Annotated in this window: 20 protein-coding genes, 1 tRNA gene and 5 pseudogenes; 10 read left to right on the forward strand and 16 right to left on the reverse strand. The window is 71.3% G+C overall.

The window, feature by feature from the left end; translation table 11 throughout:
• Positions 1-39 precede the first annotated feature (39 nt).
• The 6 genes and pseudogenes from JN350_RS11190 to JN350_RS11210 all read left to right on the forward strand — a co-directional run bounded on the left by JN350_RS11190 (position 40) and on the right by JN350_RS11210 (position 5,022).
• Entirely contained in the window at positions 40-951 is a 912-nt protein-coding gene (locus JN350_RS11190; protein WP_181437562.1) for a DMT family transporter, read from the forward strand.
• A gap of 144 nt (positions 952-1,095) precedes the next feature.
• On the forward strand, positions 1,096-2,235 hold the full coding sequence (locus JN350_RS11195; protein WP_461962910.1) for a glycosyltransferase: 1,140 nt from the start codon (positions 1,096-1,098) through the stop codon (positions 2,233-2,235).
• 81 nt (positions 2,236-2,316) lie between these two features.
• Positions 2,317-2,391, forward strand: a tRNA-Ile gene (locus JN350_RS11200).
• Between the two features lie 7 nt (positions 2,392-2,398).
• Complete coding sequence (locus tag JN350_RS11205) at positions 2,399-3,526, forward strand: AI-2E family transporter (RefSeq protein ID WP_205464440.1); 1,128 nt, start codon at positions 2,399-2,401, stop codon at positions 3,524-3,526.
• Positions 3,527-3,767: 241 nt separating this feature from the next.
• Positions 3,768-4,298, forward strand: a pseudogene (locus JN350_RS20895) (DUF1684 domain-containing protein); the annotation flags it as partial.
• 244 nt (positions 4,299-4,542) lie between these two features.
• Positions 4,543-5,022 carry a DUF3145 domain-containing protein gene (locus JN350_RS11210; RefSeq protein WP_205462253.1) on the forward strand — a complete coding sequence of 160 codons (480 nt, stop codon included), beginning with the start codon at positions 4,543-4,545 and terminating at the stop codon, positions 5,020-5,022.
• Positions 5,023-5,190: 168 nt separating this feature from the next.
• On the opposite strand, the pseudogene JN350_RS11215 reads toward JN350_RS11210, so the two are convergent.
• The 6 genes and pseudogenes from JN350_RS11215 to aceE form a co-directional block, all read right to left on the reverse strand.
• Positions 5,191-6,434: pseudogene (locus JN350_RS11215) on the reverse strand (beta-ketoacyl-[acyl-carrier-protein] synthase family protein).
• 83 nt (positions 6,435-6,517) lie between these two features.
• On the reverse strand, positions 6,518-6,766 hold the full coding sequence (locus JN350_RS11220; RefSeq protein ID WP_017886710.1) for an acyl carrier protein: 249 nt from the start codon (positions 6,764-6,766) through the stop codon (positions 6,518-6,520).
• A gap of 161 nt (positions 6,767-6,927) precedes the next feature.
• Complete coding sequence (locus JN350_RS11225) at positions 6,928-7,932, reverse strand: beta-ketoacyl-ACP synthase III (RefSeq protein ID WP_111085698.1); 1,005 nt, start codon at positions 7,930-7,932, stop codon at positions 6,928-6,930.
• Positions 7,929-8,869, reverse strand: a pseudogene (locus JN350_RS11230) (ACP S-malonyltransferase). Before JN350_RS11230 ends, JN350_RS11225 begins: the two are co-directional and overlap by 4 nt.
• 78 nt (positions 8,870-8,947) lie before the next feature.
• Positions 8,948-10,161 (reverse strand): annotated as a pseudogene (locus tag JN350_RS11235) (PucR family transcriptional regulator).
• Between the two features lie 37 nt (positions 10,162-10,198).
• A pseudogene (aceE, locus tag JN350_RS11240) lies at positions 10,199-12,942 on the reverse strand (pyruvate dehydrogenase (acetyl-transferring), homodimeric type).
• Between the two features lie 241 nt (positions 12,943-13,183).
• On the opposite strand from aceE, the gene JN350_RS11245 reads away from it, so the two are divergent.
• A complete protein-coding gene (locus JN350_RS11245; protein WP_111085695.1) occupies positions 13,184-13,672 on the forward strand; it encodes a peroxiredoxin in 489 nt (162 codons plus the stop codon).
• A 53-nt stretch (positions 13,673-13,725) separates the two neighbouring features.
• The gene (locus JN350_RS11250) at positions 13,726-14,652 is read left to right on the forward strand and encodes an alpha/beta fold hydrolase (protein WP_205462254.1); all 927 of its coding nucleotides are present in this window, start codon (positions 13,726-13,728) and stop codon (positions 14,650-14,652) included.
• A 237-nt stretch (positions 14,653-14,889) separates the two neighbouring features.
• Here JN350_RS11250 and JN350_RS11255 read toward each other — a convergent pair whose 3' ends face one another.
• From JN350_RS11255 to JN350_RS11275, 5 genes are all read right to left on the reverse strand, one after another.
• On the reverse strand, positions 14,890-16,410 hold the full coding sequence (locus tag JN350_RS11255; RefSeq protein WP_205462255.1) for an alpha/beta hydrolase family protein: 1,521 nt from the start codon (positions 16,408-16,410) through the stop codon (positions 14,890-14,892).
• A complete protein-coding gene (locus JN350_RS11260) occupies positions 16,407-17,222 on the reverse strand; it encodes an aminoacyl--tRNA ligase-related protein (RefSeq protein WP_240347275.1) in 816 nt (271 codons plus the stop codon). Before JN350_RS11260 ends, JN350_RS11255 begins: the two co-directional genes overlap by 4 nt.
• Before the next feature lie 130 nt (positions 17,223-17,352).
• Complete coding sequence (locus tag JN350_RS11265; protein ID WP_205462256.1) at positions 17,353-18,528, reverse strand: acyl-CoA dehydrogenase family protein; 1,176 nt, start codon at positions 18,526-18,528, stop codon at positions 17,353-17,355.
• A complete protein-coding gene (locus tag JN350_RS11270) occupies positions 18,525-18,833 on the reverse strand; it encodes an acyl carrier protein (RefSeq protein ID WP_205462257.1) in 309 nt (102 codons plus the stop codon). Before JN350_RS11270 ends, JN350_RS11265 begins: the two co-directional genes overlap by 4 nt.
• A 159-nt stretch (positions 18,834-18,992) precedes the next feature.
• Complete coding sequence (locus JN350_RS11275) at positions 18,993-19,370, reverse strand: holo-ACP synthase (protein WP_205462258.1); 378 nt, start codon at positions 19,368-19,370, stop codon at positions 18,993-18,995.
• 103 nt (positions 19,371-19,473) lie between these two features.
• On the opposite strand from JN350_RS11275, the gene JN350_RS11280 reads away from it, so the two are divergent.
• Complete coding sequence (locus JN350_RS11280) at positions 19,474-20,511, forward strand: nitroreductase family protein (RefSeq protein ID WP_205462259.1); 1,038 nt, start codon at positions 19,474-19,476, stop codon at positions 20,509-20,511.
• Positions 20,508-22,082, forward strand: coding sequence for a phenylacetate--CoA ligase family protein (locus JN350_RS11285; protein ID WP_240347276.1), 1,575 nt, complete (start codon positions 20,508-20,510; stop codon positions 22,080-22,082). Before JN350_RS11280 ends, JN350_RS11285 begins: the two co-directional genes overlap by 4 nt.
• A gap of 69 nt (positions 22,083-22,151) precedes the next feature.
• On the opposite strand, the gene JN350_RS11290 is transcribed toward JN350_RS11285, so the two are convergent.
• The 5 genes from JN350_RS11290 to JN350_RS11310 form a co-directional block, all read right to left on the reverse strand.
• Positions 22,152-22,406, reverse strand: coding sequence for a hypothetical protein (locus JN350_RS11290; protein ID WP_205462260.1), 255 nt, complete (start codon positions 22,404-22,406; stop codon positions 22,152-22,154).
• A gap of 292 nt (positions 22,407-22,698) precedes the next feature.
• Positions 22,699-23,679: an aldo/keto reductase gene (locus JN350_RS11295; protein WP_205462261.1), complete on the reverse strand. Its 981-nt coding sequence runs from the start codon at positions 23,677-23,679 to the stop codon at positions 22,699-22,701.
• Positions 23,680-23,739: 60 nt separating this feature from the next.
• On the reverse strand, positions 23,740-24,267 hold the full coding sequence (locus tag JN350_RS11300) for a hypothetical protein (protein WP_205462262.1): 528 nt from the start codon (positions 24,265-24,267) through the stop codon (positions 23,740-23,742).
• A gap of 147 nt (positions 24,268-24,414) precedes the next feature.
• Positions 24,415-25,272, reverse strand: coding sequence for a hypothetical protein (locus tag JN350_RS11305; RefSeq protein WP_205462263.1), 858 nt, complete (start codon positions 25,270-25,272; stop codon positions 24,415-24,417).
• Positions 25,272-25,916: a SatD family protein gene (locus tag JN350_RS11310; protein ID WP_205462264.1), complete on the reverse strand. Its 645-nt coding sequence runs from the start codon at positions 25,914-25,916 to the stop codon at positions 25,272-25,274. The genes JN350_RS11305 and JN350_RS11310 overlap by 1 nt, the downstream gene beginning before the upstream one ends.
• Positions 25,917-25,950 lie beyond the last annotated feature (34 nt).

The raw sequence follows: 25,950 nt of genomic DNA on the forward strand, positions 1-25,950 counted from the left end.
TCACCCAGGTTATCCGGCGGTGGACGGTAGCCTCGACGCGTGACGACGGACCTCCAGCTGCCCGACGCAGTGAACCTGACGCCGTTCCAGGCGCTCATGATCCCCGTCGCGCTCATCGGTGCGGTGTTCCTGTCGCTGGGAGCGCAGTTCCAGAGCCGGGGCGTGCAGCGGGTCGAGGCGCGGCTGGGGCGGCAGTCGAAGGGACTGAGCGTCCGGCACGTCGTCGGGCTGGTCTCGAGCGGCTACTGGGTGCTCGGCACGCTGATGCTCGGCATCGCCGTCGTGCTGCAGCTCATCAGCATCACGTACGCGCCGCTCATCGTCGTGCAGCCGCTCGGGGCGGTCGCGCTCGTGATCACCACGTGGTTCTCCTCCCGGTCGTCGGGCGTGCCGCTGGGCCGTCGGGCGAAGCGTGCGGTGTGGACCTGCATCATCGGTGTCGCGATCTTCGTCGGCATCGCGGCGTTCGTCGGGCACGAGAGCGCGATCACCCGGCAGCAGCTGGTGACCGTCCTGATCATCCTGGCCGTGGTGCTCGTGCTGGTGCTCGTGTCGTTCCGACTCGTGGCCAAGCACAAGAGCGCGCTCTACTACATCGTCGGCGCGGGCATCCTCTACGGGTTCGTCGCGACGCTCGCGAAGGTCGTGCTCAACCGGTTCGTGAACGGCACGTTCGACTGGTTGACGGTCCTGGCGATCATCGGGGTGGTCGTCGCGGCGTCGCTCGGCGGGTACTTCGTGCAGAACGCCTACTCGGCCGGTTCGGCGGACCTCGTCATCGCGGGGCTGACCGTGATCGACCCGATCGTCGCCGTCGGGATCGGCGTGGTCGTCCTCGACGAAGCATCCGGGGCGCCGTGGGGTGCGGTCGCCGGGTTCGTGGTCGCGGCCGGCATCGCCATCACCGGGGTGTTCCTGCTCGCCAAGCACCACCCGCAGACCCGCGCCTGACCGCGGACGGGCGCGGCGCAGCGCCGTCGCCCCGTCGCCCTGCGGTAGCACGGGGTCCTCCGCGCGGCTGACGCGGCCGCCGAACCAGGTGCGGTACCGTCGGCAGTCCGACCAGCAATCGCCCACGAGAGGACGACGCCAGCCGTGTCAGGAGACGTCACCACCGCCACCGCCGAACCGACGGGTGCGACGGGCGGACACCGACCCTTGCGCATCCTGATCGCCGCGGACACCTTCCCGCCGGACGTCAACGGCGCCGCCACCTTCGCCGAGCAGCTCGCCGTCGGCCTGGCCGAGCGCGGGCACGAGGTCCACGTCGTCGCCCCGGCCTCGAGCCGCAACTACGGCACCTTCGACGAGGAGCACCAGGGCGTGACCCTCGTCGTGCACCGCCTGAAGTCGTACAAGTGGCCGCTGCACGCCTGGCTCCGCTTCGTGTGGCCGTGGAGCGTCAAGAAGTGGACCGGCCCGATCCTCGACGCCGTCAAGCCCGACGTCCTGCACATCCAGTCGCACGTCGTCATCGGTCGCGGGATCGTCCCCGAGGCCAACGCGCGCGGCATCCGGGTCATCGCGACGAACCACTTCATGCCCGAGAACCTGCTCGAGTACACGCCGTTCGGCAAGTGGACGCTGCCCATCGCGCTGAAGATCGCGTGGAGCGACGCCGCGAAGACCTACCGGCTCGCCGACACCATCACGACGCCGACGAACCTGGCCGCGGACTACCTGCGGAAGGCCATCGCCGGACAGCGGGTGCTCGCGATCTCGTGCGGGATCGACGCGTCGCGGTACGTCGCGCGCGAGGGCCGTCCCGTGGGCAACGACGTCGTGTTCGTCGGCCGCGTGGCGCCGGAGAAGAACCTCGACGTGCTGGTCCGGGCCGTGGCGCTGCTGCCCGGTTCGCTCGCGGCGACCCTGACGATCGTCGGCGACGGCGAGATGATCCCGAAGCTGACCGCCCTGGCGAAGGAGCTCGGGCTCGAGGACCGCGTCCGGTTCCTCGGGTTCGTCTCGGACGAGTCCAAGCGCACCGCCCTGACCAACGGCACGGTGTTCGCGATGCCCTCCACCGCCGAGCTGCAGAGCATCTCCTCGCTCGAGGCCATGGCGTCCGGGCTGCCGGTCGTCGCCGCCGACTCGATGGCGCTGCCCCACCTGATCGACGGCAACGGGTACCTGTTCACCCCGGCGACGAGCACGACCTCGCCGCCAAGCTCGAGGCGGTGCTCACCGCGTCGGACGCGGAGTACACGGCCATGCGGGAGCGCAGTACGGCCATGATCGAGGCACACGACATCAACCGCACGCTCACGACGTTCGAGGCGCTGTATCGTGGGGAACCGGTGGCCTGACGGTCGTCGAGGGGCGGTAGCCAAGCTGGTCAAGGCAGTCGGCTCATAACCGAACGATTCGCGGGTTCAAGTCCCGCCCGCCCTACGTGCACCTGCCGAGAAAGCGCGACACACCGCAGCAAGAGGACCACAGCCCGACGCCGAACGTGACGTTCGAGGTGACCCGTGGCGGCACCGGCGTGCGCGTCAACGCCTTCCGCATCGGGTTCATGGGTGCCATCGGTGTGCTCGTCGCGCTGCTCGCCGGCACCATCATCGGCGAGCTCAGCACCGTCCTCGTCTACATCGGGGTCGCGCTGTTCCTCGCGCTCGGCATCGACCCGCTCGTGTCGTTCCTCGAGCGACTCATCCCGCGGTGGGCGGCGATCACCGTCGTCGTCGTGGGGGTCCTGGCAGTGTTCGCCGCGGTCGTCTTCGCGGTCGTCCCGATCCTGGTCGAGCAGGCGACGAACCTCATCCAGAACTTCCCCGAGGTCGTCGACGACATCTCGAACCAGCAGTGGGTACAGGACCTGTCGAAGCAGTTCGCCGGGTCGTTCGACATCGACCACGCCCTCGAGTCGGTGCAGTCCTTCGTCGAGAACCCGGGCAACCTGCTCAGCGTCGGCGGCGGGATCCTGGCGGTCGGCAGCGGCATCCTGTCGGGGCTCACCGGCGTGCTCATCGTCCTCATCCTGATGCTCTACTTCCTCGCGTCGATGCGGGGCATGAAGCGCGCGGCGTACCGGTTCGTGCCGGCGTCCCGCCGCGAGAACTTCATCGACGTCAGCGAGCAGATCACCCAGGCGGTCGGTCGGTACGTCGTCGGCCAGGTGTCGCAGGCGCTCATCAACGGCATCCTGAGCCTGGTGTTCCTGCTCATCATCGGTGCGCCGCTGCCGGTGCTGCTGGCGTCGTTCGCGTTCCTCGGCTCGCTCATCCCGCTCGTCGGCACCCTCGGCGCCGCGGTCGTCATCTCGTTGCTCTGCCTGTTCGCGTCGCCCGCCACCGCACTCGCCGCGGCGATCTACTACCTCGTCTACATGCAGGTCGAGGCGTACCTCATCTCGCCGCGCATCATGTCGCGTGCCGTGCAGGTGCCCGGTGCCCTCGTGGTCATCGCCGCGGTGGCCGGTGGCACGATCGGCGGCGTGCTCGGCGCCCTGGTCGCCCTGCCCGTCGCCGCGTCGATCATCATCATCGTGCAGAAGGTCATCTACCCGCGCCAGGAGCAGGCGTGACGGACGCCGCCCCGGCTTCGCCGACCACGTCGCCGAACGTGATCGTTGGGCACGCGGTCCTCGTGGCCCGCTGGCCCTCGTGAACGCCCAGCACGTCGACCACCCGCAGCCGGTGTGGCCGGTCCCCGGCACCTGGGCACCCACGGTCGGCGGCCTCGCCGTGACCGCTGCCGCCACCGACGGCGTCGTCGTGGACGGCGTCGCGGTCGACGGCACGGTGCTCGTCGCCGGTGACACCGCGGTGGTCCCGTCCGCCGTCGCGTTCCCCGACGGCTTCGCGGGCACCGTCTCCGGCTCGACGCTGCGCGTCTGGGACCCCGCCGCGGAACCGATCCAGCGCTTCGCGCGCATCGCCCGGTTCGACCGGTCCGATGACTGGGTGCTCTCCGGCACGTACGTCCCGCTGGACACGGGGGCGGGCGACGGCCAGGAGGCCCGTGGCAGCGTCCTCGACGCCGCCGGCGACGCCCTGCCGGTCGCCGGGCACATCGAGACGGCCGTCGGCAGCACGACCATGCGGTTCGTCGCGGTCCGATCCGCCGCGTTCCGGGGTGCTCCGCGGCTGCAGCTCATCGTGCAGGACGCCACGAGCGCCCTCGCCGAGGACGACCCCGGCAGCACGTACTCGATGGGCCGCTTCCTGTACCTCGACGACCCCGGCACCGCGGGCACGGTCGAGCTCGACTGGAACCTGCTCGTGCTGCCGCCCTGCGCGTTCTCGTACCAGTTCGCCTGCCCGATCCCGCCGGCCGAGAACCGCGTGCCCGTGCCGATCACGGCGGGGAGCGGCACCCCGTCGACACTGCAGGCACCGTCCTGCACTGAACCGGATCGCGCTCGGCGGGGTCCTTGCCGTTCCCAGCCGGAACGCTGCATAATGGGCGTGTCCTGTCGGGACATCACAATCGCATACCGAATGGTTCCGTGGCTCGCAGCCGCTCGGATCCTCCGCACCAGGTCGATGGGGAAGTCGCACCTGACGTATCGGAGGAACCGTGAACGGAACGACGACAGGAGTGCTCTACGTGCACTCCTCACCCCGCGCGCTCTGCCCGCACGTCGAATGGGCAGCAGGTCGCGCGATGAACCGCGCCGTGAACTTCTCGTGGCTCGACCAGCCCGCACAGGACGGTGCCCGGCGGACCGAGTTCACCTGGACCGGTGCGGTCGGTGCCGGTGCCGCGATCGCCTCCGCGCTGCGCGGCTGGGAGCACCTGCGCTACGAGGTGACCGAGGAACCGACGACCGAGTCCGACGGCGGCCGCTGGATGCACACGCCTGACCTCGGCGTCTTCTACGCGCAGACCGACGTGACCGGGAACATGGTCATCCCCGAGGACCGCGTCCGCTACGCCATGGAGATCGCGGGCAGCAACGCGCTCGACCTCCACCGTGAGCTCCGGCTCGCGCTCGGACAGGCCTGGGACGACGAGCTCGAGCCCTTCCGCCACGCGGCCGAGGGCAACCCCGTCGTCTGGCTGCACCGCGTCGGCTGAGACTCGGGCCGCGCTGGCCGAGCCTCGGCCTGTGCGACGGTCCTCGCGGCCCGCCGCGCGGGAGGTGTCGCGCACCGCGAGACTCGTGCCGGACACTCCGACCGGCACCGGAACGACGGAAGCCCGCCCCGACGACGCGGGACGGGCCTCCTGGCAGGGTGCGACGGATCAGACGCTGCGGAACGCGACCACGGCGTTGTGACCGCCGAAGCCGAACGAGTTGCTCACCGCGAGCAGGTCGCCGTCGGGCAGTGCGCGCGGCTCGCGCGCGACGTCCATGACGATCTCCGGGTCCTGGTCGTCGAGGTTGATCGTCGGCGGCGCGACGCGGTTGTGCAGCGCGAGGACCGTGAACGCGGCCTCGATCGCACCGGCACCACCGAGCAGGTGACCCGTCGACGCCTTGGTCGCCGACACGACGATGTCGTCGAGGTGGTCGCCGAAGACGCGACGCATGGCGTGGTACTCGGCGACGTCGCCGACCGGAGTGGAGGTGGCGTGCGCGTTGACGTGCACGACGTCTTCGCGGCTCGCACCGGCGTGGTCGAGCGCCTGCAGGACCGCACGGGCGGCTGCGCTGCCCTCGGGGTCCGGTGCCGTGATGTGGAACGCGTCCGAGGTGATGCCGGCGCCGGCGACCTCGGCGTAGATGGTCGCACCGCGGGCCTCGGCGTGCTCCTTCGACTCGAGGATGAGCGCCGCGGCGCCGTCACCGAGGACGAAGCCGTCACGGGTGACGTCGTACGGACGCGACGCGGTCTCGGGGAGTCGTTGCGGCGCGACAGGGCCTGCATCGCCGCGAACGCAGCCAGGGGCAGCGGGTGCAGTGCGGCCTCGGCGCCACCGGTGATGACGATGTCGGCGTCACCGTCGGCGACGTGGCGGTACGCCTCGGCCAGGGACTCGGTCGACGAGGCGCAGGCCGACAGGTAGGTGCGGGCGCCGCCACGGGCGCCGAACTCCATCTCGATGGCAGCGGCCGGACCGTTCGCCATGAGCATGGGGACCGTCATCGGCAGGACCCGACGCGGGCCCTTCTCACGCAGGGTGTCCCAGGCGTCGAGCAGGGTGTTGACGCCACCGATGCCGGTCGCCCAGTCGACGATGAGACGCTCGGGGACGACGGACTCGGCGTCGATGCCGGCGTCGGCCCACGCCTCACGTGCCGCGACGAGCGACAGCTGCGACGAGGGGTCCAGACGCTTCGACTCGGGGCGGGTCAGCTGGTCGGTGAGGAACCGACGTGCCTGGCCGGCGAACTCCACGGGGAGTTCGAGCTCGGCGTAGCGCGGGTCCTCGATGCGGGTGATGCCGGACTTGCCGGCGAGCAGCGCGTCCCACGTTTCCGGGGCAGTCGCGGCGAGGGGTGAGATCGCACCGATCCCGGTGACGACGACGGTCTTCTTGGTCATGGAACGACGGTTCTTTCGTTGGGGAACAAGATGAGCGCCGCGGCCGACGGTGACCGCTGGCCGCGGCGCTCAGGAAGCTCGTGTCAGGCCTGGGCCTTGACGATGTAGTCGACCGCGTTGCCCACGGTCTTGAGGTTCTTGACCTCTTCGTCCGGGATCTTCACGTCGAACTTCTCCTCGGCGTTGACCACGATGGTCATCATCGAGATGGAGTCGATGTCGAGGTCGTCCGTGAAGGACTTGTCGGCGGCGACGGTGTCGGTGGCGATACCGGTCTCGTCGTTGATCAGCTCGGCCAGGCCGGCGAGGACTTCTTCGTTGGACAGGGCCATGAGTTTCTCCTTGAGGGGGTGTCGTTTGACCGTGGACCAGCCTAGGGCACGCAGCGTGCTCGCGCCCGGAGACTCGTCGGGGTGGTCGCTGGTCGCGCGGGATGCGCGGCCGGGTGGGTTCGGGTTCGCCGGGTGGCTGGGTTCGCGTTCGCCGGGTGGGCTCAGGGCAACACGACGACCTGGGCACCGAACACGAGCCCGGCACCGAAGCCGATCTGCAGGGCGAGCCCGCCGGACAGCTCGGGGTGTTCCTCGAGCAGACGGTGGGTGGCGAGCGGGATGCTCGCGGCCGAGGTGTTGCCGGTGGTGGTGATGTCACGGGCGATCGTGACCGACTCGGGCAGGCCGAGCTGCTTCGCGAACTCGTCGATGATGCGGATGTTCGCCTGGTGCGGCACGAACGCCGCGAGGTCCTCCGGTCGGACACCGGCGGTCTCGAGCGCTTCGCGCGCGACCTTCACCATCTCCCACACGGCCCAGCGGAAGACCGTCTGGCCCGCCTGGCGCATGGTCGGGCGGGGCGCGCCGGCCTCCCACTCGTTGTAGGTCGCCGTCATGCCGATGGCGTCCCACTTCGAGCCGTCCGAGCCCCAGATGGTCGGGGCGATGCCGGGGAAGTCGCTCGGGCCGACGACGGCCGCGCCGGCACCGTCACCGAGCAGGAACGAGATCGAGCGGTCGGTCGGGTCGACGACGTCGCTGAGCTTCTCGGCACCGACGACCAGGACGTGGTCGGCGAGCCCGGACTTGATGAACGAGTCGGCCTGGGCGATGCCGTAGGCGTACCCGGCGCAGGCGGCGCTGATGTCGTACGCGGCGGCCGGCGTCGCGCCGATCCGCTCGGCGAGCAGCGACGCCATCGACGGGGTCGCGACGGTGTGCGTCACGGTGCTGACCAGCACGACACCGATCTGGTCGGGGGACAGGCCGGCCTTCTCGATCGCCTCGCGCGCGGCGGTCTCGGCGAGGTCGACGGCCTCGACGTCCTTGCCGGCACGCTTGCGCGTGATGATCCCGGTGCGCTGGCGGATCCACTCGTCGGACGAGTCGATCGGGCCGACCAGGTCGTCGTTCGGCACCACGTTCTCGCCGCGGGCGGCGCCGAAGGCCAGGATGCGGGTGAACTCGTGGCCGCGGCGCTGGGAGAGTGCGGGACGTTCGGTCATGCGGTGGCGTCTGCTTCCTGGTCCGCGCGCTGCAGCAGGTCGATCGCTGCGGGCAGGTCCTCGGGGGTCTTGATGGCGACGGACGGCGTGCCGCGCAGGCCGCGCTTGGCGAGCCCGACCAGGGCGCCGGCCGGCGCGAGCTCGATGATGCCGGTGACGCCGGCGGCCGCGAACGACTCCATCACGGCGTCCCAGTGCACGGGGCTCGCGATCTGCTGGACCATCAGGTCGACGAAACGGCGACCGTCCTCGACCCGTGAACCGTCCGCGTTGGTCCAGATCGGCAGGGTCGGGTCGTGCACCGTGGCGGCTGCGGCGACCGGGGCGACGCGCTCGACGGCGGGGGCCATGAAGTGGGTGTGGAACGCACCGGCGACCGCGAGCGGGATCACGCGGGCCTTGGCGGGCGGGTCGGCGACGAGCGCGGCGATGCCGGCGGCCGTACCGGCGACGACGGTCTGGCCGCCACCGTTGTGGTTCGCGGGGACGAGCCCGTGGGACTGCAGTGCTGCGGCGACCGCGTCGGCGTCGCCACCGAGCACAGCGGCCATCGAGGTCGCTTCGAGGGCAGCGGCGTCCGCCATGGCCCGGCCGCGCTCGGCGACGAGCGACACGGCGTCGGTCGGCTCGAGGACCCCGGCGACCGCGGCGGCGGTGAACTCGCCGACCGAGTGCCCGGCGACCCCACCGACGAGCGCACGGCGGCCGTCGGCCAGCAGCGCGTCGGCGGTCACGAGACCGGCGGCGACGATGAGGGGCTGCGCGAGTGCGGTGTCCTTGATGGTGTCGGCGTCCGACGTGGTGCCGTGTGCGGCGAGGTCCACCCCGATCGACTCGGACCACTGCCCGACACGTTCACGAACGGCGGCGTCCTCGAGCCAGGGGGCGAGGAAGCCGGGGTCTGGGAGCCCTGTCCGGGCGCGACGACGACGATCACCGGACAATCCTGTCGCTCATGCACCGCGGGGCCCGTGTGGGCTTCCCACACGAAACCCCGCGTGACATTGTCGGTTCCCTACCGGCGTGGGGTGATCCGGCGACGACCCGTGGCCGATTCGGACATCGCGCCGAGGATCAGGGCCGACTGCACGATCAGGGCGTCCCGAGCGTGCGTGGCGTCCCACCCGATGATGTCCGCGACGCGGCGTAGGCGGTAGCGGACGGTGTTCGGGTGCACGAAGAGTTCCCGCGCCGTCGCCTCGAGCGACCGACCGGTGTCCAGGTAGCACCACAGGGTCTGCAGGAGCTCGGTGGACTGGTCCTTGAGCGGCACGTAGATGCGCTGCACCAGGGCGGACCGGGCGAGCGGGTCGCCGGCCAGGGCGCGTTCGGGCAGCAGGTCGTCGGCCAGCGCCGGACGGGGACCCCGCGCCATGCCCGCGCGACGGCGAACCCGGCGAGGGCTGCCTTCGCACTGGTCGAGGCGTCGACGACCCCGGGGACCTCGTTGCCGAGCACCAGGTGGCCCTCGCCGAACAGCGGCTCGAGCGCCTGCGCGATGGCCGTGAACGAGACCGGGTCCTCGCCCTCGGGCACGTCGTCGCGCGGGGTCGAGCGCCCGATCACCACGACGAGCCGCGACCCCTGCACCCCGACGAGCACGTCGGCGTCCATGTGACGGGCGGTGCGGCGGACCTGGTCGACCTCGAGCTGCTTCGGTGCCGTGCCGACGAGCACCGCGACCTCGCCGTGCCCGTGCCACCCGAGGGCCGCGATGCGGGACGGCAGCTCGTCGTCGTACTCGCCCGACAGGATCGAGTCGACCACGAGCGCTTCGAGTCGGGCGTCCCACAGCCCGCGGGCCTCGGCCGCCCGGGCGTAGACGTCCGCCGCCGCGAAGGCGATGTCCCGCGAGTACTTCAGGATCGCTTCCTGCAGCATCTCGTCGTCGGCGGCGCGTTCCTCGACCACCGTGACGACCACGCGGATGAGCTGCAGGGTCTGCTGCAGGCTCACCGAGCGCAGCAGCTCACGCGGGGCTGAACCGAAGACGTCGGCCGCGGCGATCCACGGCGTCGACGCGGTGCCCTCGAGCCAGCTGATGAACGAGGTGATGCCCGCCTGGGCGACGAGGCCCACGGCGGAGCGGCGCCCCGGCGGCATCTCGCTGTACCAGGGGAGGGTGTCCTCGAGCCGCTTGATCGTGGCGGTGGAGAGTTCTCCGGACACCTGACGGAGCCAGGAGAGCGCCCGCTCGCGCGCGCTCTCCTGGCTCTGGGCCTTCGACAGGCCCTCGGTGTCCGGCTGGACTGGTGTCACCTGCTGATCAGCTCTCGCCGCCCGCGCTGCCCGTGGTGCCGGCGGTCACGTCGTGCAGGCGGTACTTGTCGATCGCCTGCTGGACGAGTGCGCCGTCGACCTTGCCCTGGCGGGCGAGCTGCTGCAGCGTCCGCACGACGACCGAGGGGCCGTCGATGTGGAAGAAGCGGCGAGCGGCCGGACGGGTGTCCGAGAAGCCGAAGCCGTCGGCGCCGAGCGTGGCGTAATCGGTCGGCACGAACGGGCGGATCTGCTCCTGCACCTGGTGCATGAAGTCGCTGACGGCGACGACCGGCCCCTCGGTGGCGAGCAGGCGCTCGGTGACGTACGGCGTGCGCGGCGACTCGTTCGGGTTGAGGAACGCGTGCTGCTCCGCGTCGAGACCGTCGCGGTACAGCTCACCCCAGCTCGTGACGCTCCAGACGTCGGCGGAGACGCCCCAGTCCTCGGCGAGGAGCTGCTGCGCCTCGAGGATCCACGGCACGGCCACACCGGACGCGAGCAGCTGGGCCTTCGGGCCGTCGTGCTCGCTCGGCTTGAGCAGGTACATGCCCTTGACGATCCCGTCGACGTCGACGCCCTCGGGCTCGGCCGGCTGGACGATCGGCTCGTTGTAGACCGTCAGGTAGTACATGACGTTCGGGTCGCTGTGCTTCGGCGAGCCGTCCTCGTTCGTGCCGTACATCCGGTCGAGGCCGGCCTGCACGATGTGCCCGATCTCGTACCCGTACGCAGGGTCGTACGACACCACGGCCGGGTTCGTCGTCGCGAGGAGCAGCGAGTGGCCGTCGGCGTGCTGCAGGCCCTCGCCCGTCAGGGTGGTGCGACCGGCGGTGGCGCCGATCATGAAGCCACGGGTCATCTGGTCGCCCGCCGCCCAGATCGCGTCACCCGTGCGCTGGAACCCGAACATCGAGTAGAAGACGTAGACCGGGATGAGCGGCTCGCCCTGCGTCGAGTACGAGGTGCCCACCGCGGTGAACGCCGCCAGGGCGCCCGCCTCGTTGATGCCGACGTGGATGATCTGGCCCTGCGGGCTCTCCTTGTAGGCCAGCAGGAGCTCGCGGTCGACCGACGTGTAGTGCTGGCCGTTCGGGTTGTAGATCTTCGCCGACGGGAAGTAGGCGTCCATGCCGAACGTGCGCGCCTCGTCCGGGATGATCGGGACGACGCGGTCGCCGAAGTCCGGGGAGCGGAGCAGGTCCTTCAGCAGTCGGGCGAACGCCATGGTGGTGGCGATCTCCTGCTTGCCGGAGCCCTTCTTCACGACCTGGTACTTCGAGTCCTCGGGCAGGGTGATCGAGGTGTACTTCGTGCGACGCTCCGGCACGTAGCCGCCGAGCGCCTGACGACGCTCGTGCATGTACTGGATCGCCTCGTCGTCGTTGCCCGGGTGGTAGTACGGCGGCGTGTAGGGGTTCTCCTCCAGCTGCGCGTCGGTGACCGGGATGCGCATCTCGTCACGGAACTGCTTGAGGTTGTCGAGCGTGAGCTTCTTCATCTGGTGGGTCGCGTTGCGGCCCTCGAAGCTCGGGCCGAGGCCGTAGCCCTTGACCGTCTTCGCCAGGATGACCGTCGGCTGGCCCTTGTGCTCGGTCGCGGCCTTGAACGCGGCGTAGACCTTGCGGTAGTCGTGGCCACCGCGCTTGAGGTTCCAGACCTGGTCGTCGCTGTAGCCCTCGATGAGCTCGAGCGCCTTCGGGTCGCGTCCGAAGAAGTTCTCGCGGACGTACGCGCCGTTCTCGGCCTTGTACGTCTGGTAGTCGCCGTCCGGCGTCTGGTTCATCAGGTTGAGCAGCGCGCCCTCGGTGTCGCGGGCGAGCAGGTCGTCCCACTCACGCCCCCAGACGACCTTGATGACGTTCCAGCCCGCACCGCGGAAGAACGCCTCGAGCTCCTGGATGATCTTGCCGTTGCCGCGCACCGGACCGTCGAGCCGCTGCAGGTTGCAGTTGATCACGAAGTTCAGGTTGTCGAGGCCGTCGTTCGCGGCGACCTGGAGCTGTCCGCGCGACTCGACCTCGTCCATCTCGCCGTCGCCGAGGAACGCCCAGACCTGCTGGTCGGAGGCGTCCTTGATGCCGCGGTTGGTGAGGTACTTCGCCTGCTGCGCCTGGTAGATCGCGTTGATCGGGCCGATGCCCATCGACACGGTCGGGAACTGCCAGAAATGCGGCATGAGGCGCGGGTGCGGGTACGACGACAGGCCGCCGCCGGCGTGGGACTTCTCCTGACGGAACCCGTCGAGCTGGTCCTCGCCGAGACGCCCTTCCATGTAGGCGCGGGCGTACATGCCGGGGAGGCGTGGCCCTGGAAGAACACCTGGTCGCCGCCGGACGCGTGGTCCTGCGCGCGGAAGAAGTGGTTGTAGCCGACCTCGTACAGCGCGGCGCTCGACGCGTACGTCGAGATGTGGCCGCCGACGCTGATGCCCGGACGCTGCGCGCGGTGCACCGTGATGGCCGCGTTCCAGCGGATCCACCGGCGGTACCGGCGCTCCAGTTCCTCGTCGCCGGGGAACTCGGGTTCGTTCTCCGGCGCGATGGTGTTCACGTAGTCCGTCGTCGGGACCATCGGCACACCGAGGTGCAGTTCCTTGGACCGCTTGAGCAGGCTCAGCATGATCTCGCGACCGCGCTGGTGTCCGTGGGTCTGGACCAATCCGTCGAGGGACTCACGCCATTCGGCGGTCTCCTGCGGGTCCTGGTCGTTCGCCCCGGTGCTGTACGGGTCCTGGTCGTTCACCGTCACCCTTGACCTCGTTCGTTCTCGTGGTGGTGGACATGGTGGCTCCGGTGGTCGGGTCACGACCGGATGGGGCCCCGTCCACTCTAGGCCCCAGCACCGACGGTGATGCTGATGGTGCGGTGCACGTGGCGGGTGCTTGCATTCGGGTGCGGTCGGCGTAGCATGGCCGATCGTGCACACGCGACCCGCGTGCGCACGGACCCGACGGGTACACCCCAAACCCGAGGAAGAAGCACACGTCCCGATGGCTCTCGAGATCGGCTCTCTCGCGCCGGACTTCGAGCTCCCGAACCAGTTCGGTGAGCACGTCCGACTCAGCGACTTCCGCGGCAACCGCCCGGTCGCACTCGTCTTCTTCCCCCTCGCGTTCTCGTCGAACTGCACGAACGAGCTCTGCGCCCTGCAGGACAACGTCGCGATGTTCCAGGACCAGCGCGTCGAGCTGATCGGCATCTCGGTCGACTCCAAGGCGACGCTCCGCTCCTTCGCCGAGCTCAACGGCTACGACTTCGAGCTCCTCGCCGACTTCTGGCCGCACGGCGCGGTCTCGAAGGAGTACGGCGTCTTCCTCGAGCACAAGGGCTTCGCCACCCGCGCGACCTTCGTCATCGACGTGCAGGGCCGCATCAAGGCGTCGATCATCACCGAGCCGGGCCTGCAGCGCGACGTCGCCGAGTACAAGGCAGCGCTCGACCGCCTCGCCGCCTGCACCGCACCCGTCCCGGTCGGCTAGCGTTCCGAATCCCTCCTGCGACGCATCCGCGTCGACAGCGGACAGGAGGCCCGGTGCACGCCATCGACACGGACGCACGTGACCGTGTGGTCACCACCGAGGCCTACGCCCCCTACCCGGTGTCGCCCACGCCCGCCGCGTGGCACCTCCGGCGCACCGAGGTCCTGACGCCCGCCGGGCCCGTCGTGGTGCACCACCGGCCGGGTCCGGACCCGCTCCTGCTGCTGCACGGCGTCGCGGGCTCGTGGTCGACCTGGACCCCGCTGCTGACCGCGGCGCACGGCGTCGGTGACCGTGGCCTGGTGCTCGTCGACCTGCCGGGCTGGGGTTCGTCCCCGGCTCCGGAGCACCCGTTCGACCTCGACGACGTCGCGGCGGCGCTGACCGCGGTGCTCGACGGGCTCGACATCACCGCGGTGGACGTCATCGGGCACTCGATAGGTGCCTTCGTCGGGATGCACCTGGCGGTCGTCGCTCCACGGCTCGTGCGGTCGGTGGCCCTGGTGTCCGGAACGACCGTCGCGACTGCGGACGCCGCACGGCACCCCTTCCGAGGGCTCCGGACGCTGCCGGCGTTCACCCTGCTGCGTGCTGGCCTGTCGATCACCGGCGAGGCCGGGCGCCCGATGCTCCGGGCGCTGTCCCGCGTCGGGGTGCTGCCGCTGCTCGCCGCGCCGGTGTTCACGCACGTCCGGCAGCTCGACCGCAGCGTGCTCGACGCCTTCGTCCAGGAACTCCGGCCGACCCGGTTCACCGACGCGGCGCGGACCGCTGCGGGCTACGACCTCGGCCGCTGGCAGGGGATCACCTGTCCGGTGACCGCGATCGCCGGGCGCGACGACGTGTTCGCGCGCGTCTCGGACCTCGAGGCCCTGCGGGAGCTCGTGCCGCAGGTCCGCACGGTGCTGCTCGACGACTGCGGGCACTTCGCGCACGTCGAGCACCCGGACGCCGTCGCCCGGGAGCTCGGGCTCGCCTGACCCTGCGCGCTGTCGTTGCGCCCGCATGTTCCGACGAAGCACGCGTCGATCGACTGGTGGATCGTCGGAACATGCACATGCACCTGATGCGTGCGCACACTGCGACAGACCACGAGTCGATCCGCTCGTGGAACGTCGCTCGATGCACACGCACCGGAGCGGGACGGAAAAGTCAGGCGGGGACGGGGAACGTCGCCGCGACGCGGGAACGGACCTCGGCGCGCACGGCGCGACGCATCACGGGGAGAACAGCGAGTGGTCGCCGTCCTCGACCCGCACGATCGACACCGAACCGCGCCGACCGACCCCGCCGTAGCGGCGCAACGCCTTCTGCCCGCCGAGCCGGTCGAACAGCGCGGCGTCCTCCGGGGCGGCGATCACGACGACGTCGGTGCCGTGCTCCACGAGCGGTCGGACGTGCTCGACGACGCTGCCGACCCGGTCCCGCCGAGCGATCCACTCACGCAGGCCCTTCGGCACGACGGCGTTGTACCGCTGGCGGACCCACAGCCGACGTGCCGAGGGAGCGTCGACCGCGCGGACGGCGTCCTCGTAGCTGCCCGGCGCCGCCGGCTGCCGGCGGTAGTCGTTCGGGCTGATCTCGACGACCAGGCGCGGAGCCTCGTCCGCCGACCGACCGGCGAGCCACGCGCCGGCGCACATGCCGACGAGCACCAGACGGTCCGAGGGAGTGCCGAGGTCGGCGACGACGGCGGACTGGTCCTCGACCCACTCCTGGGCGAACAGGAAGCTGCGTTCGTCCTCGCGCACGCTGGTGCTCTCGCCGGTGGCACGGCGGTCGACCCGGACGACGCGGGCACCGTCACGCGCGAGCGCACGGGCGAGGTCGACCTGGTAGTCGGTGGCACCGACGCGGTGCTCGGCGGCGCCGTTGTGCAGGACGACGAGCGGGGCGTCGTGGTGCTGCGCGGACGACACGGTCTCGACGGCGAACAGCGCGTCGGGGCCGAGGTGGACGATGCGCTCCGACACGCGGCCGTCGACGTCCAGGACCTCGTCGAGCACGGGCGGCACCACCTGCGCCGCTGCGGTCGGCGCCCAGGCATCGAGCCAGGCGACGGCTCGGTCGACCGCGGCTCCGGGGATCCGGGCGTGGATGCTGGTGCCGTCGAGCAACTCGGCGCTGCCGGGCACCTCGACGGTCTCGACGGGTTCGAGGGCCTTCGGTGGGCGGGTCTCCGGTCGCACCAGCGCCACCGTCGGACCGGTGCGCGGCGCGAAGGCGAGCGCGGAGAGCGCCGTCGCCTCGTCGGGCTCGACCTCGATGCCGATCAGGCTCTCGACGCCGTCGACGATCCGCTCGCTGCCGATGGTGATCGTCGCGAGAGCACGTTGCCGACGGAGCCAGCCCCGACCGGACGCCGGGGCGTCCCAGACGAGCAGGGCGTCGGTGTCCTCGGCGGCGGCCGCGGCGACGAGGGCCGCGGAGGCGAGCCCGACGAACGCCACGTGCTGCACTCCCGACGTGCGGAGCACGGCGGCCGCGTGGCGTGCGGACCGGACCTGCGCGTCGGGGTCGGTGTCGGGTGCGCCGTCACCACGTCCGGACGGGTCGTAGCGCACCGAGGCGATGCCACGGGCCTCCAGGCGGTCTGCGAGGAGGCGGAGCGTGCGGTACGCGATCACGCCTTCCTGTCCCAGTGGCGGGCAGATGACGACGCCGGCCCGCGCCGCGGGCGGCAGCTGCACGGCGGCGCGGACAGCCGGCGAACCGGACCATCCGTGCAGCGTCGTCACAGCGCGAGTGCCGCGCGGACCGACGCCGGCCAGGCGTCGACGTCCGTGCCGTGTGCGGCGAACAGGGCGATGGTGATGCGCTCCAGGCCGAAGGCGATGCAGGCGCTGTGGGCGACCTCGCCGTCGGCGGTGCGGAGGCCGAACGAGGTGCCGAAGTGGTCCTCGTGCAGGTTCGCCGAGCTGATCGCCGTGGTCGGGTGGTCGTCGCCGTAGACGGGCGTGACGAACTCGAACTTGAGTGCCTGCTCGACCTGGTTGCGGGCGAGCATCTGCCCGACACGACCGAAGAAGGGGTCGTTGGCGGGGACGACGTCGATCTCGAGCCCGAACGACTCGAGCAGTTCGCGCATCACCGGGATCCGGCCGTCGCGGTGCTGCTGGGCCGAGGCCGGCGTGCCGATGTGCACGAACTCGTGCATGTGGAAGGCCTGCAGGCGCATCGGGTCGAGCGACGGCTCGCGGCGGAAGGAGTCACCGACGATGTCGAAGAAGCGGCCCTCCTGCGGGATCGTGTCGCCGACCAGGCCGTACACCGGGTGGCAGACCGCGGGGGTGAGCATGAGGTCGGCGGGCTCGAGGAAGCCCTCCCAGCGCTCACCCCGCTCGCGGGCGGCGAGCAGAGCCCGGTGCGTGCGGTCGTCGCCGGTGAACCCGGAGATCGACGCGGCGAGGTCCGGGAACGACGCGATGTAGTCGGTGCGCTCGAACGCGGCGAGCGGCTCGACCGGCGGGAACCGCAGCACCTCGGCGTCGAGGTCCTGCTGGCTGCGCACGGCTGCGGCGTCGACGGCCGTGTACACGCGCTCGAACACGCCGGTGCGGCCGTACAGCCCGGGGAGCCGAGGTCGATGAGCACACGGTCGGCGCGCAGGCGGGCACGGAGTGCGGCGCGGGCAGCGTCGAGGTCCGGCGCGGTGGTGGTGCTGGTGGGGTCCGTGATGGTCACAGGATCACTCCCGTCATGAGGGCCAGGTCGGCGTCGTTCTTGAGGAGACGGTCGTTGCTCACCATGACGGCGGCACCGTGGGCGTCTCGGAGGTGTCGGGCGATGCTCATCGGGCCGGAGGCCGCGTAGCCCGCGATCCCGACGATCCGCATCGCCTTCGTGACGATGTCGGTGACGCGCTCGGACGCCCCGATCTTCAGGGCGTTCGCGGCGAGGGCGGAGGCGCTCGAGGCGAGCACCTCGGGGTCGTCGGCCGCGGCGTCGAACCGCTCGGCGGCGTGCCGGACGGAGTCGGCGAGGCCCTGCAGGTCGACCAGGAGCTCGGCGAGCCGGAGCGCTCCGGGCGGGGTCGTCCCGATCGCGGCGCGCGCCTGCTTGCGGACGGCCGTCCGGGCACGCTCGCTCGCCGAGGCGGCGATGCCGAGCCACACCGAGGCCCAGAGCACGTGCGACACCGGCAGGACCGTCTGCGCCGAGATCGCGGCGTAGTCGTCGCGGAACACCCGGTCGACGGTGGTCTCGGTGTCGAGGATCCAGCCGTTGCTGCAGGTCCCTCGCAGCCCCATGGTGTCCCAGGTGGAGGTCTGCGACAGCACCATCGAGTCGGTCCGGCAGATGAGCAGCCGCTGGTCGGAGGCCGGGGCGTCCGGGTCGCGGCGGGCGGTGACGAACACCGCGTCGGCCTCGGTCGCGTACGAGATCACCGGCGCGTCCTTGCGCAGGCGGATCCGGCCGTCGTCGGTGGCCTCGATGGAGCACGTGGAACGACGGGCGTCGCCGCCGACCCCGCGCTCCGTGGTCGCCGAGGCGACGAGCGCGCCGTCGCGGACCGCTGCGATGGTCTCGAGCACGCCGGCACCGTCGCCGCCGTGCCGCCAGAGCGCCATCACCTGGCCCTGGTGCATCGCGAAGACCATCCCGGTGGCGGCACAGGCACGCCCGAGCTCGATGGCGATCGCGGAGAGCTCGGACACCGAGGCACCCTCGCCACCGTGCTCGGCGGGGACGGCGGCGGCGAGCAGACCGTACTCGCGCATCGCCGCGATGGCCTCGCGCGGCGGACGGGCGTCGCGGTCGACCTCGTCCGCGAACTGCGCGGCGACCGCGGCGACGGCGGCAGCACGCTCGGCGAACCGGTCGACGACGGACGTCGCGGGGAGGGTCAGGGTCACGAGGCGAGCTCCGCAGCGGCCACGATCGACTCGACGGTGGCGAAGGTGGACCGGTTCAGGACCGAGTCGGGGAACTCGACGTCGAGCTCGGACTCGACGGCGAGCATGACGTTCACCGTGGCGTGCGACGACAGCCCGAGCGCGTACAGGTCGGCGATCGACGCGACGTCCTGCGCGTCCACGGTCAGACGCCCGTGGGCGGCGAGGGCGCGGCGGACGGCCTGCTCGATCGCCGGGTCGGCGAGGGTCGCGGTGGTCGTCGACGTCGGCGCGGTCGCGCCGGAGTGCTTCGGTTCCTGGTCCATGACGGCAACGATAAGGAAGACCGGGCCTCGGGAAACCGCCGTGCGGGTGCGCGAAACCGCACGGCTGGCGCGGGCTGGGCCGACCCGGAACGACGAACTCGACGTCGTACGACATCGAGTTCGTCGTTCCGAGTCGGGGTGCGGCCGCCCTGCCGGACGTCAGCGTTCGGACAGCGCGACCGCCGTGGCCACGGCCAGACCGCGCTCGTGCGCGAGCGACACCGCGATCGGGCCGCACCCGACCGACTCGGCCAGCGCTGCGGCGGCCCCGGTCAGCTCGACCGTCGGCGCCCCGTGCTCGTCGAGGACGATCGCCACGTCGCGCAGCGGGATCGCCTGGTCCGGAGCGGGGCGGAGGAGCTTCACCACCGCTTCCTTGCCGGCGAACCGTGCGGCCAGACGCTCCGGGTCGTCGCCCGCATCGGTGCGCTCCCGCACGGTGAAGAGCCGGTCGAGGTACCGCTCTCCGTGGGCGGAGATGCCCGCCACGACGTCCTCGACCGCAGCGAGGTCGGTGCCGGTCCGGATCGTGCCCATGGCAGCAGGCTACGCAGGTCACGGCGACCTCGCATGCCCGCAGCGGCATGGGCGTCGGAGGCGGTTCGTATGATCGGTGCCAGAGACCACCGAGGGGGAACCGATGGCATCACCGTGGACCGGCATCATCGAGGACGCGCGACACTACCCGTCGCCGCACAACTCGCAACCGATCGTCGTGCGCGTCGAGGACGACCGCACCGCGACCGTGTTCTACGACCTGCGACGGGGGCTGCCGGCAGAGTCCTTCGGCATCCCGTTCGGGCACGTCTGCGCCGGGGTGTTCCTGGCCGGGCTCGAGGTCGTCGCCCGGGCGCACGGCTTCACCGTGCAGGAACGGCTCGACCACGCCGAGATGGACTTCGGCCGGCTGGACGGCGCGGCCGATGACCGTCTGCACCGCCTGGGCAGCGTGACCTTGCGTCCGCGGGCGGTCACGGCGGACGACCGGGAGGCACTGGCCCGTTTCCTCGCGAGGCGCACCTCACGCAGGCCCTACGACGCCACCCTGGTGGACGACGCCGCGATCGAGGCCGCGTCCGCCATCGCGTCGGCAGCCGGGCAGCGCTTCCGCACCACGTCCGACCGGGCGACCGTCGACGAGATCGTGCGGGTCAACCAGGAGACCCTGTTCGACGACCTGCAGCACGACGCCGTGCACGACGAGATCCTGCACTGGCTGCGGTTCTCGAAGCAGCAGGCGGCGACGACCGGTGACGGGCTGTCGGCCGAGACGATGCTCATGCCCGGCCCGGTGCTCCGGTTCGCGATGGAGCACCGCGGGCTGTGGGAAGCACCCGGCGTCGGCGGGGTCTTCAAGCGCGTGTACCTGTCGACGATGCGCGGGGTCCGGCAGCTCGGCTGGCTCGAAGGGCCGTTCCGCACGCCGGCCGAGTACGTCGAGGCCGGCCGGGTGTTCATGCGGATCTGGCTCGAGTTCACCGCGCGGGGGATCGCCCTGCACCCGTTCGGCACCGTGATCACGAACCCCCGGTCGCACGCCGCCTTCGTCCGGCGGGCCGGCGTCGACGAGTCCGACGGCCGGATGGCGTGGATGCTGTTCCGCTTCGGACACAGCGCGCCACCGCCCCTGGCGCACCGCAGACCCGCGGCCGCCATGACGCTCGGGGGTGCACGGTGAAGCGCGCGGCGGTGTTCACGGTCGTGTGGGTCGTCGAGACCTTCGTGGCGCTGTTCATGCCGCGCGTCGGCACCCACAAGCTCCTGCTCACGCCGGGCATCGAGCCGCTCCGCTGGACCCTCGGACGCTGGCGCGCCTGGCGGACCGTGGAGCGGGCTGCGAAGCGGGTGCCTGCGTACGGGGCGTTCCTGGCGGAGGCGGGGCGGGCCTCCCGTCTGGACACGCGTGGCGGGATCGCCGCAGCGATCTCGGGGCTGCCCGAGATGGACAAGGAGTCGTACGTCAAGCGGTGGAGCATCCCCGAGCGGTGCGTCGACGGACGGCTGCCGCGACGCGGGGTCGTCGTCGACGAGTCGAGCGGGTCGAGCGGCACGCCGACCAGCTGGGTGCGCGGTCCCGACGAACGGCAGGCCACGCGGCAACTGCTGCAGCTCGGGTTCTCGCGCACCGCGAAGGACCTGCCGAAGCAGCCGTTCGTGCTCAACGCGTTCTCGCTCGGGGCGTGGGCCACGGGCATGAACGTGACGGCGTCGCTCACCGAGTCGTCGATGATCAAGTCGATCGGGCCGGACCGCGACAAGATCGTGCAGACGATGCGCGAGTTCGGCACCGACTTCACGTACATCATCTGCAGCTACCCGCCGTTCCTGAAGGCGCTGTTCGAGGACGACCGGCTCGACTGGAGCGAGTACACGATCGTCGCGGCGTTCGGTGGCGAGGGCATCAGCGAGAACATGCGCGCCCACATCGAGCAGTACGCGCAGGCCGTCCTCGGGTCGTACGGAGCGAGCGACCTCGAGATCAACCTCGGCATCGAGACGCCGTTCAGCGTGCAGCTGCGCCGGGCGATCGCGGCGTCGCCCGAGCTCTCCGCCGCGCTGACGAAGCAGGCCGAGTACGGCGTGCTGCCGATGGTGTTCCAGTTCAACCCGTTCGGGTACCTGATCGAGACGAACGACCTCGGTGAGCTCGTCGTGACCATCACCCGGTCCGAGAACATCAGCCCGCGGATCCGGTACAACATCCACGACCGCGGGCACGTCGTCGGGATGCGTTCCCTGCGGCAGACGCTCCGCACACACGGCTTCGACGAGCTCGCCGACGCCGCCGAGCTCGACCTGCCGTTGCTGTTCCACTACGGCCGGTCCGACCTGTCCGTCGACTACAACGGCGCGGTCGTGGCACCCGACGTCGTGCGCGACGTGGTCTACGGCGACCCGGAGCTGCTCGAGGCGGTCGAGAACCACCGGCTCATCAGCTACGAGGACGACCGGGGCGACCGACAGCTGCACATCGCGTTCCAGCTCGCTGCGGGCGCCGGGTCCTTCGACTCGGACGCGGCGCGCCCCGCGGTCATCGCCGAACTGCGGCGGCTGAACAAGGACTTCTCGAACGCGATCCGGACGGCGCCGCCCGGCACGCTGCCGACGGTGGCGTTCTACCCGTACCGGACGGGGCCGTTCCGCGAGGACGGCAAGAAGCTCAAGAACGAGTACGTGTGGCAGTTGCCGGCCGGCTCCGTCGAGCAGTGGGAGCTCGACCTGGCGTGGGTCGCGCCGAGGGAGGCGTGAGCGGGGCGCCGTGCGGGGCGGCGCGCCGCGCGCGGACGGGCGCATCGTGCGGGGGCAGGCCGGTGCCGGCTAGCCGTACTGCGGCGGCCAGTCGAACGGTGCCGGCAGGCGCGGGACCTCGCCGATCGTCGTGACGATCAGGACGACCTCGCGCCGGTTCGTCAGCTCGATCGAGCGCGGGTTCCCGATCGTCCGGTGGCCGTCCACCCACACCGTGAGCTCGCCACGCAGGCCGCCGACGTGTTCCGGACCGAGCGAGACGCCCCACTCGTCGAAGAACTGGCCGAGCGTGAACGACTGTTCCGTGGGCGACTCGACGTGCACGATGCCCGAGGTGTCGTGCGTGTGGATCTCGGCGGCGAACTTCCCCGGTCCGAGTGTCCGATGTTCGCGGGGACCGTCACCGGGGTGTCACCGTCGAGGATCGTCAGGTGGGTGTGGACGTGCTCGGCGAGCCGCTCGCCCCACACGTTCCGCAGGCCCGCCGCGTCGGCTCGGGCGGACAGGTCGGTCGGCCGTGGCCACGGCGGGGCGTCGCGCGACGTCCCCGCTCCCGGCGCGGCACAGCCCGAGAGCAGCAGGAGTGCGGCCACCGCGACCGCGACGACGCGGGTCCTCACCAGCGGTCGTGGACCGTGGCGCGGAACCACGTGTCGTAGAGGTCGCGCACCGTGGCGTCCAGGCCGTCGATCTCCGGCAAGTCGACGGCCGCCGCGTTCGAACGAGCCTGCTCCGGGTTGCGGGCACCGGGGATCGCCGCGGTCACGCCGTCCTGCGCGATGACCCAAGCGAGCGCCGCCTGCGGCACCGAGACGGCGTCTGGCAGCGACGCGGCGAAGGTCTGCGCCGCGCGCACACCGTCGTCGTAGTCCACACCGCTGAACGTCTCGCCCTGGTCGAAGGCCTCGCCGTGGCGGTTGTAGTTGCGGTGGTCGCCCTCGGCGAAGGACGTCTCCGTCGTGTACTTGCCGGACAGCAACCCCGAGGCCAACGGGACGCGCGCGAGGATGCCGACCCCTGCCTCCAGGGCCGCCGGCAGCACGCGGTCGAGCGGCTTGAGCCGGAACGCGTTGAGGATGATCTGGACGCTCGCGACGCCGGGCCGGGCGATCGCGGTGAGTGCCTGGTCGGCGGTCTCGACGCTGACGCCGTAGGCGGCGACCGAGCCGTCCGCGACCAGTGCATCGAGGGCGTCGTACGCGGCGTCGTCGCCGATGACCTCGGACGGCGGGCAGTGCAGCTGCACCAGGTCGAGCGTGTCCTGTCGCAGGTTCGTGCGGGAGCGGTCGACCCACTCGCGGAAGTTCGCCGCGACGTAGTTCGCCGGGACCTGATCGGCGCGGCGACCCATCTTCGTCGTGACCGTCAGCGGCACGTCGGGGTTCGATGCGCGCCACGAACCGATGAGCTGCTCGCTACGACCGTCGCCGTACACGTCGGCGGTGTCGAAGAGCGTGACGCCGGACTCGACCGAGGCGTCCATCACGGCGTTCGCGTCCGCTTCGCTCACCGGACCCCAATCACCGCCGAACTGCCACGTACCGAGACCGATGGGGGAGACTTCGCGGCCGGTGCGACCGAGGGTGCGACTCTGCATGCCGAAGAGCGTAGTCAGTGGGTTCCGGCGGTCGCTCAGCCGATGGTTTCGCGCGGTCGCTCAGCCGATCGTGGAGACGCCGCGGCGGAGCAGCGCGCGGGCCGCTCGAGCGCGGGGGATCACCCACACCGCCGCCCACAGGACCATGCCGGCCCAGAGCAGGATCAACATCGTCGTGATGAGGGCGTCGTGCTGGTCACGCATCGACCACGTCATCGCGATCCACAGCGTGCCGAGGACGACCTTGCCCCAGCCGGCTCCTTCGCGGTCGGCCTGCGCCTGCACGAGCGGGATCCAGAGTTCGGCTGGCACGCCGTACGGCACCTGCCCGTCGGCGATCCACTCGCGCACCGCGATCGAACGCTCGTACCCACCCTCGGCGCGCCACGCTCGGAGCTGCAGGTACACGGCGATCGCGGCACCCGCCGCCGCGGACGGGATGCCGACCGAGACCAGGACGGTGGTGGTCGCCTCGGTGAAGGACGACAGCACGAGCATGACGAGGACGACCGCGAACGCGGCACCCGTCACCCCGGAGCCGAGGAGCCGCAGCCGCCCGGATTCGTCGAGGACACCGGCACCGTTCACGAGGGAGAGGGTACCCGCCGTCCCCGGGGTTCTCGGGTGCGGGTGGGGGTGCGGGTGCGTCCCGAGGTTCCACTGCGACGCGCTCGGGGCCGCGATGCCGAGGTTGCGGAACCTCGGGAAACGCGGGCGGGGCGGGGCTCCGCGCGGTCAGCTGTGCGCCAGGAGCCAGCACATGCCGGCGGCGGCGAAGGCCATCGCCCAGCTCACCAGGCTGCCGATCAGGAAGTACTCCGCCTGGTAGCCGGTCGTCTCGCGTCGGATCTCGGGGAACCGGACGATGCCCTTGGCCGCGATCAGTGCGGCGACCACCGGGAAGGCTCCCGTCACCGCGAACCCGGCCAGCAGCAGCCGTTCGATCGGGCCGATCAGGCGTCCGCCCTTGAGGCGCACCGTGCTGTCCCCGGACGCGTCGGCGTCGGCGTCGGAGCGTCGGCGCCGCCCGAACCGGCGGCGGAGGTCATCGGCCTCGGCGCCCGTGGTGGCTCCGCGCTGCAGTCCCGGCGGGAGGGCCTGGGCGACGACCACGTTCGCGGAGTCCACGAGGAACAGCGCCGAGCCGACACCGCCCACGACGGCGGCGAGCGGAACGGCGTCGACGAACGCCAGGCCCGAGCCGTCGTGCCAGTCGACCACGAAGCCCGCGCCGTCGGGCAGTGGCCCCCAGAGCAGCAGCACGGCGACGGCGACGGCGAGCAGGACCGCGGGCCAGGACCCGGACCGCCGCAGCAGCCCCCGGGTCGTCGGCGCCTCACGGTCGTCGTCGGCGGTCCCGGCGCCGGCTCGGACCGGCGCCGTCGTGGCGATCCACGCCGCCGCGAGCACCACCGAGACGAGGACGCCCCACACGGGGACACCGAGACCGAGCCACGCCACGGCGGACACCCCGGCCCACAGCACGACGACCGCGATGGTGGTCAGCGTGCGCTGCCGGTGCACGTCGACAGCGGTGCGGGCCCGGACGACGTCGCCCAGACCGATGAGTGCGAGGAGGATCCCGGCGAGCATCAGCGTTCCTGTCCCACGAGGACCCGGAGGCCCTCGACGATCGCGACCGCACCCGACTTCTGCACCGACTGGGACACCGCTGACGGGGTGATCCCCTCGGCTGCGGCGATCTGTGCCTGGGTCCGCCCTTGGACGAGGCCGAGCGCGATGCGTCTGGCCCGGGGCGTCAGGCGGGCGATGACGTGGTCGCGGCTGAGGAAGTAGGCGTTCACGAGTCGCTCCTCGGTGCCGTTGCGGTCGTCTGACGCGTGGAACCACGACCGGAGGAAGGACGTCCGGCCGTCTTCACGGCGGTGCGTCTCGTTGATGGCGTCGCGGGCGGACCACCACGCCGGGCCGTCCTGGAGCGGACCGCTCGCGCCGGACCCCACCGTGTGCACCGTCCCGCGCCCCATCCCGAGCCGGACCTGCACCGTCGGTGGCAGCGCGAGCATCGCGGCGGTGCTGGCGACGAGTGCGTCGGTGAGCGTGGCGTAGATGACCTGGAACTCGTCGCCGACGGTCGCGTGCACCGGGTCCACCGGGGTGACGTCGGTCGTCTCGCGGAACGCCTGCTCGACATCGCGCTGTGCGGCGGGGCGGTCGTCGAGCGTGCGTGAGTCGACGAGGTCGAGGATCACGGCGTAGACGGACTCGTCGGACATGGGTTAAGTGTACGTCTTACTATCGGCGAAATGA

The sequence above is a fragment of the Curtobacterium sp. 24E2 genome, from assembly GCF_016925595.1.
In the GTDB taxonomy this organism is placed as follows: Bacteria; Actinomycetota; Actinomycetes; order Actinomycetales; family Microbacteriaceae; genus Curtobacterium.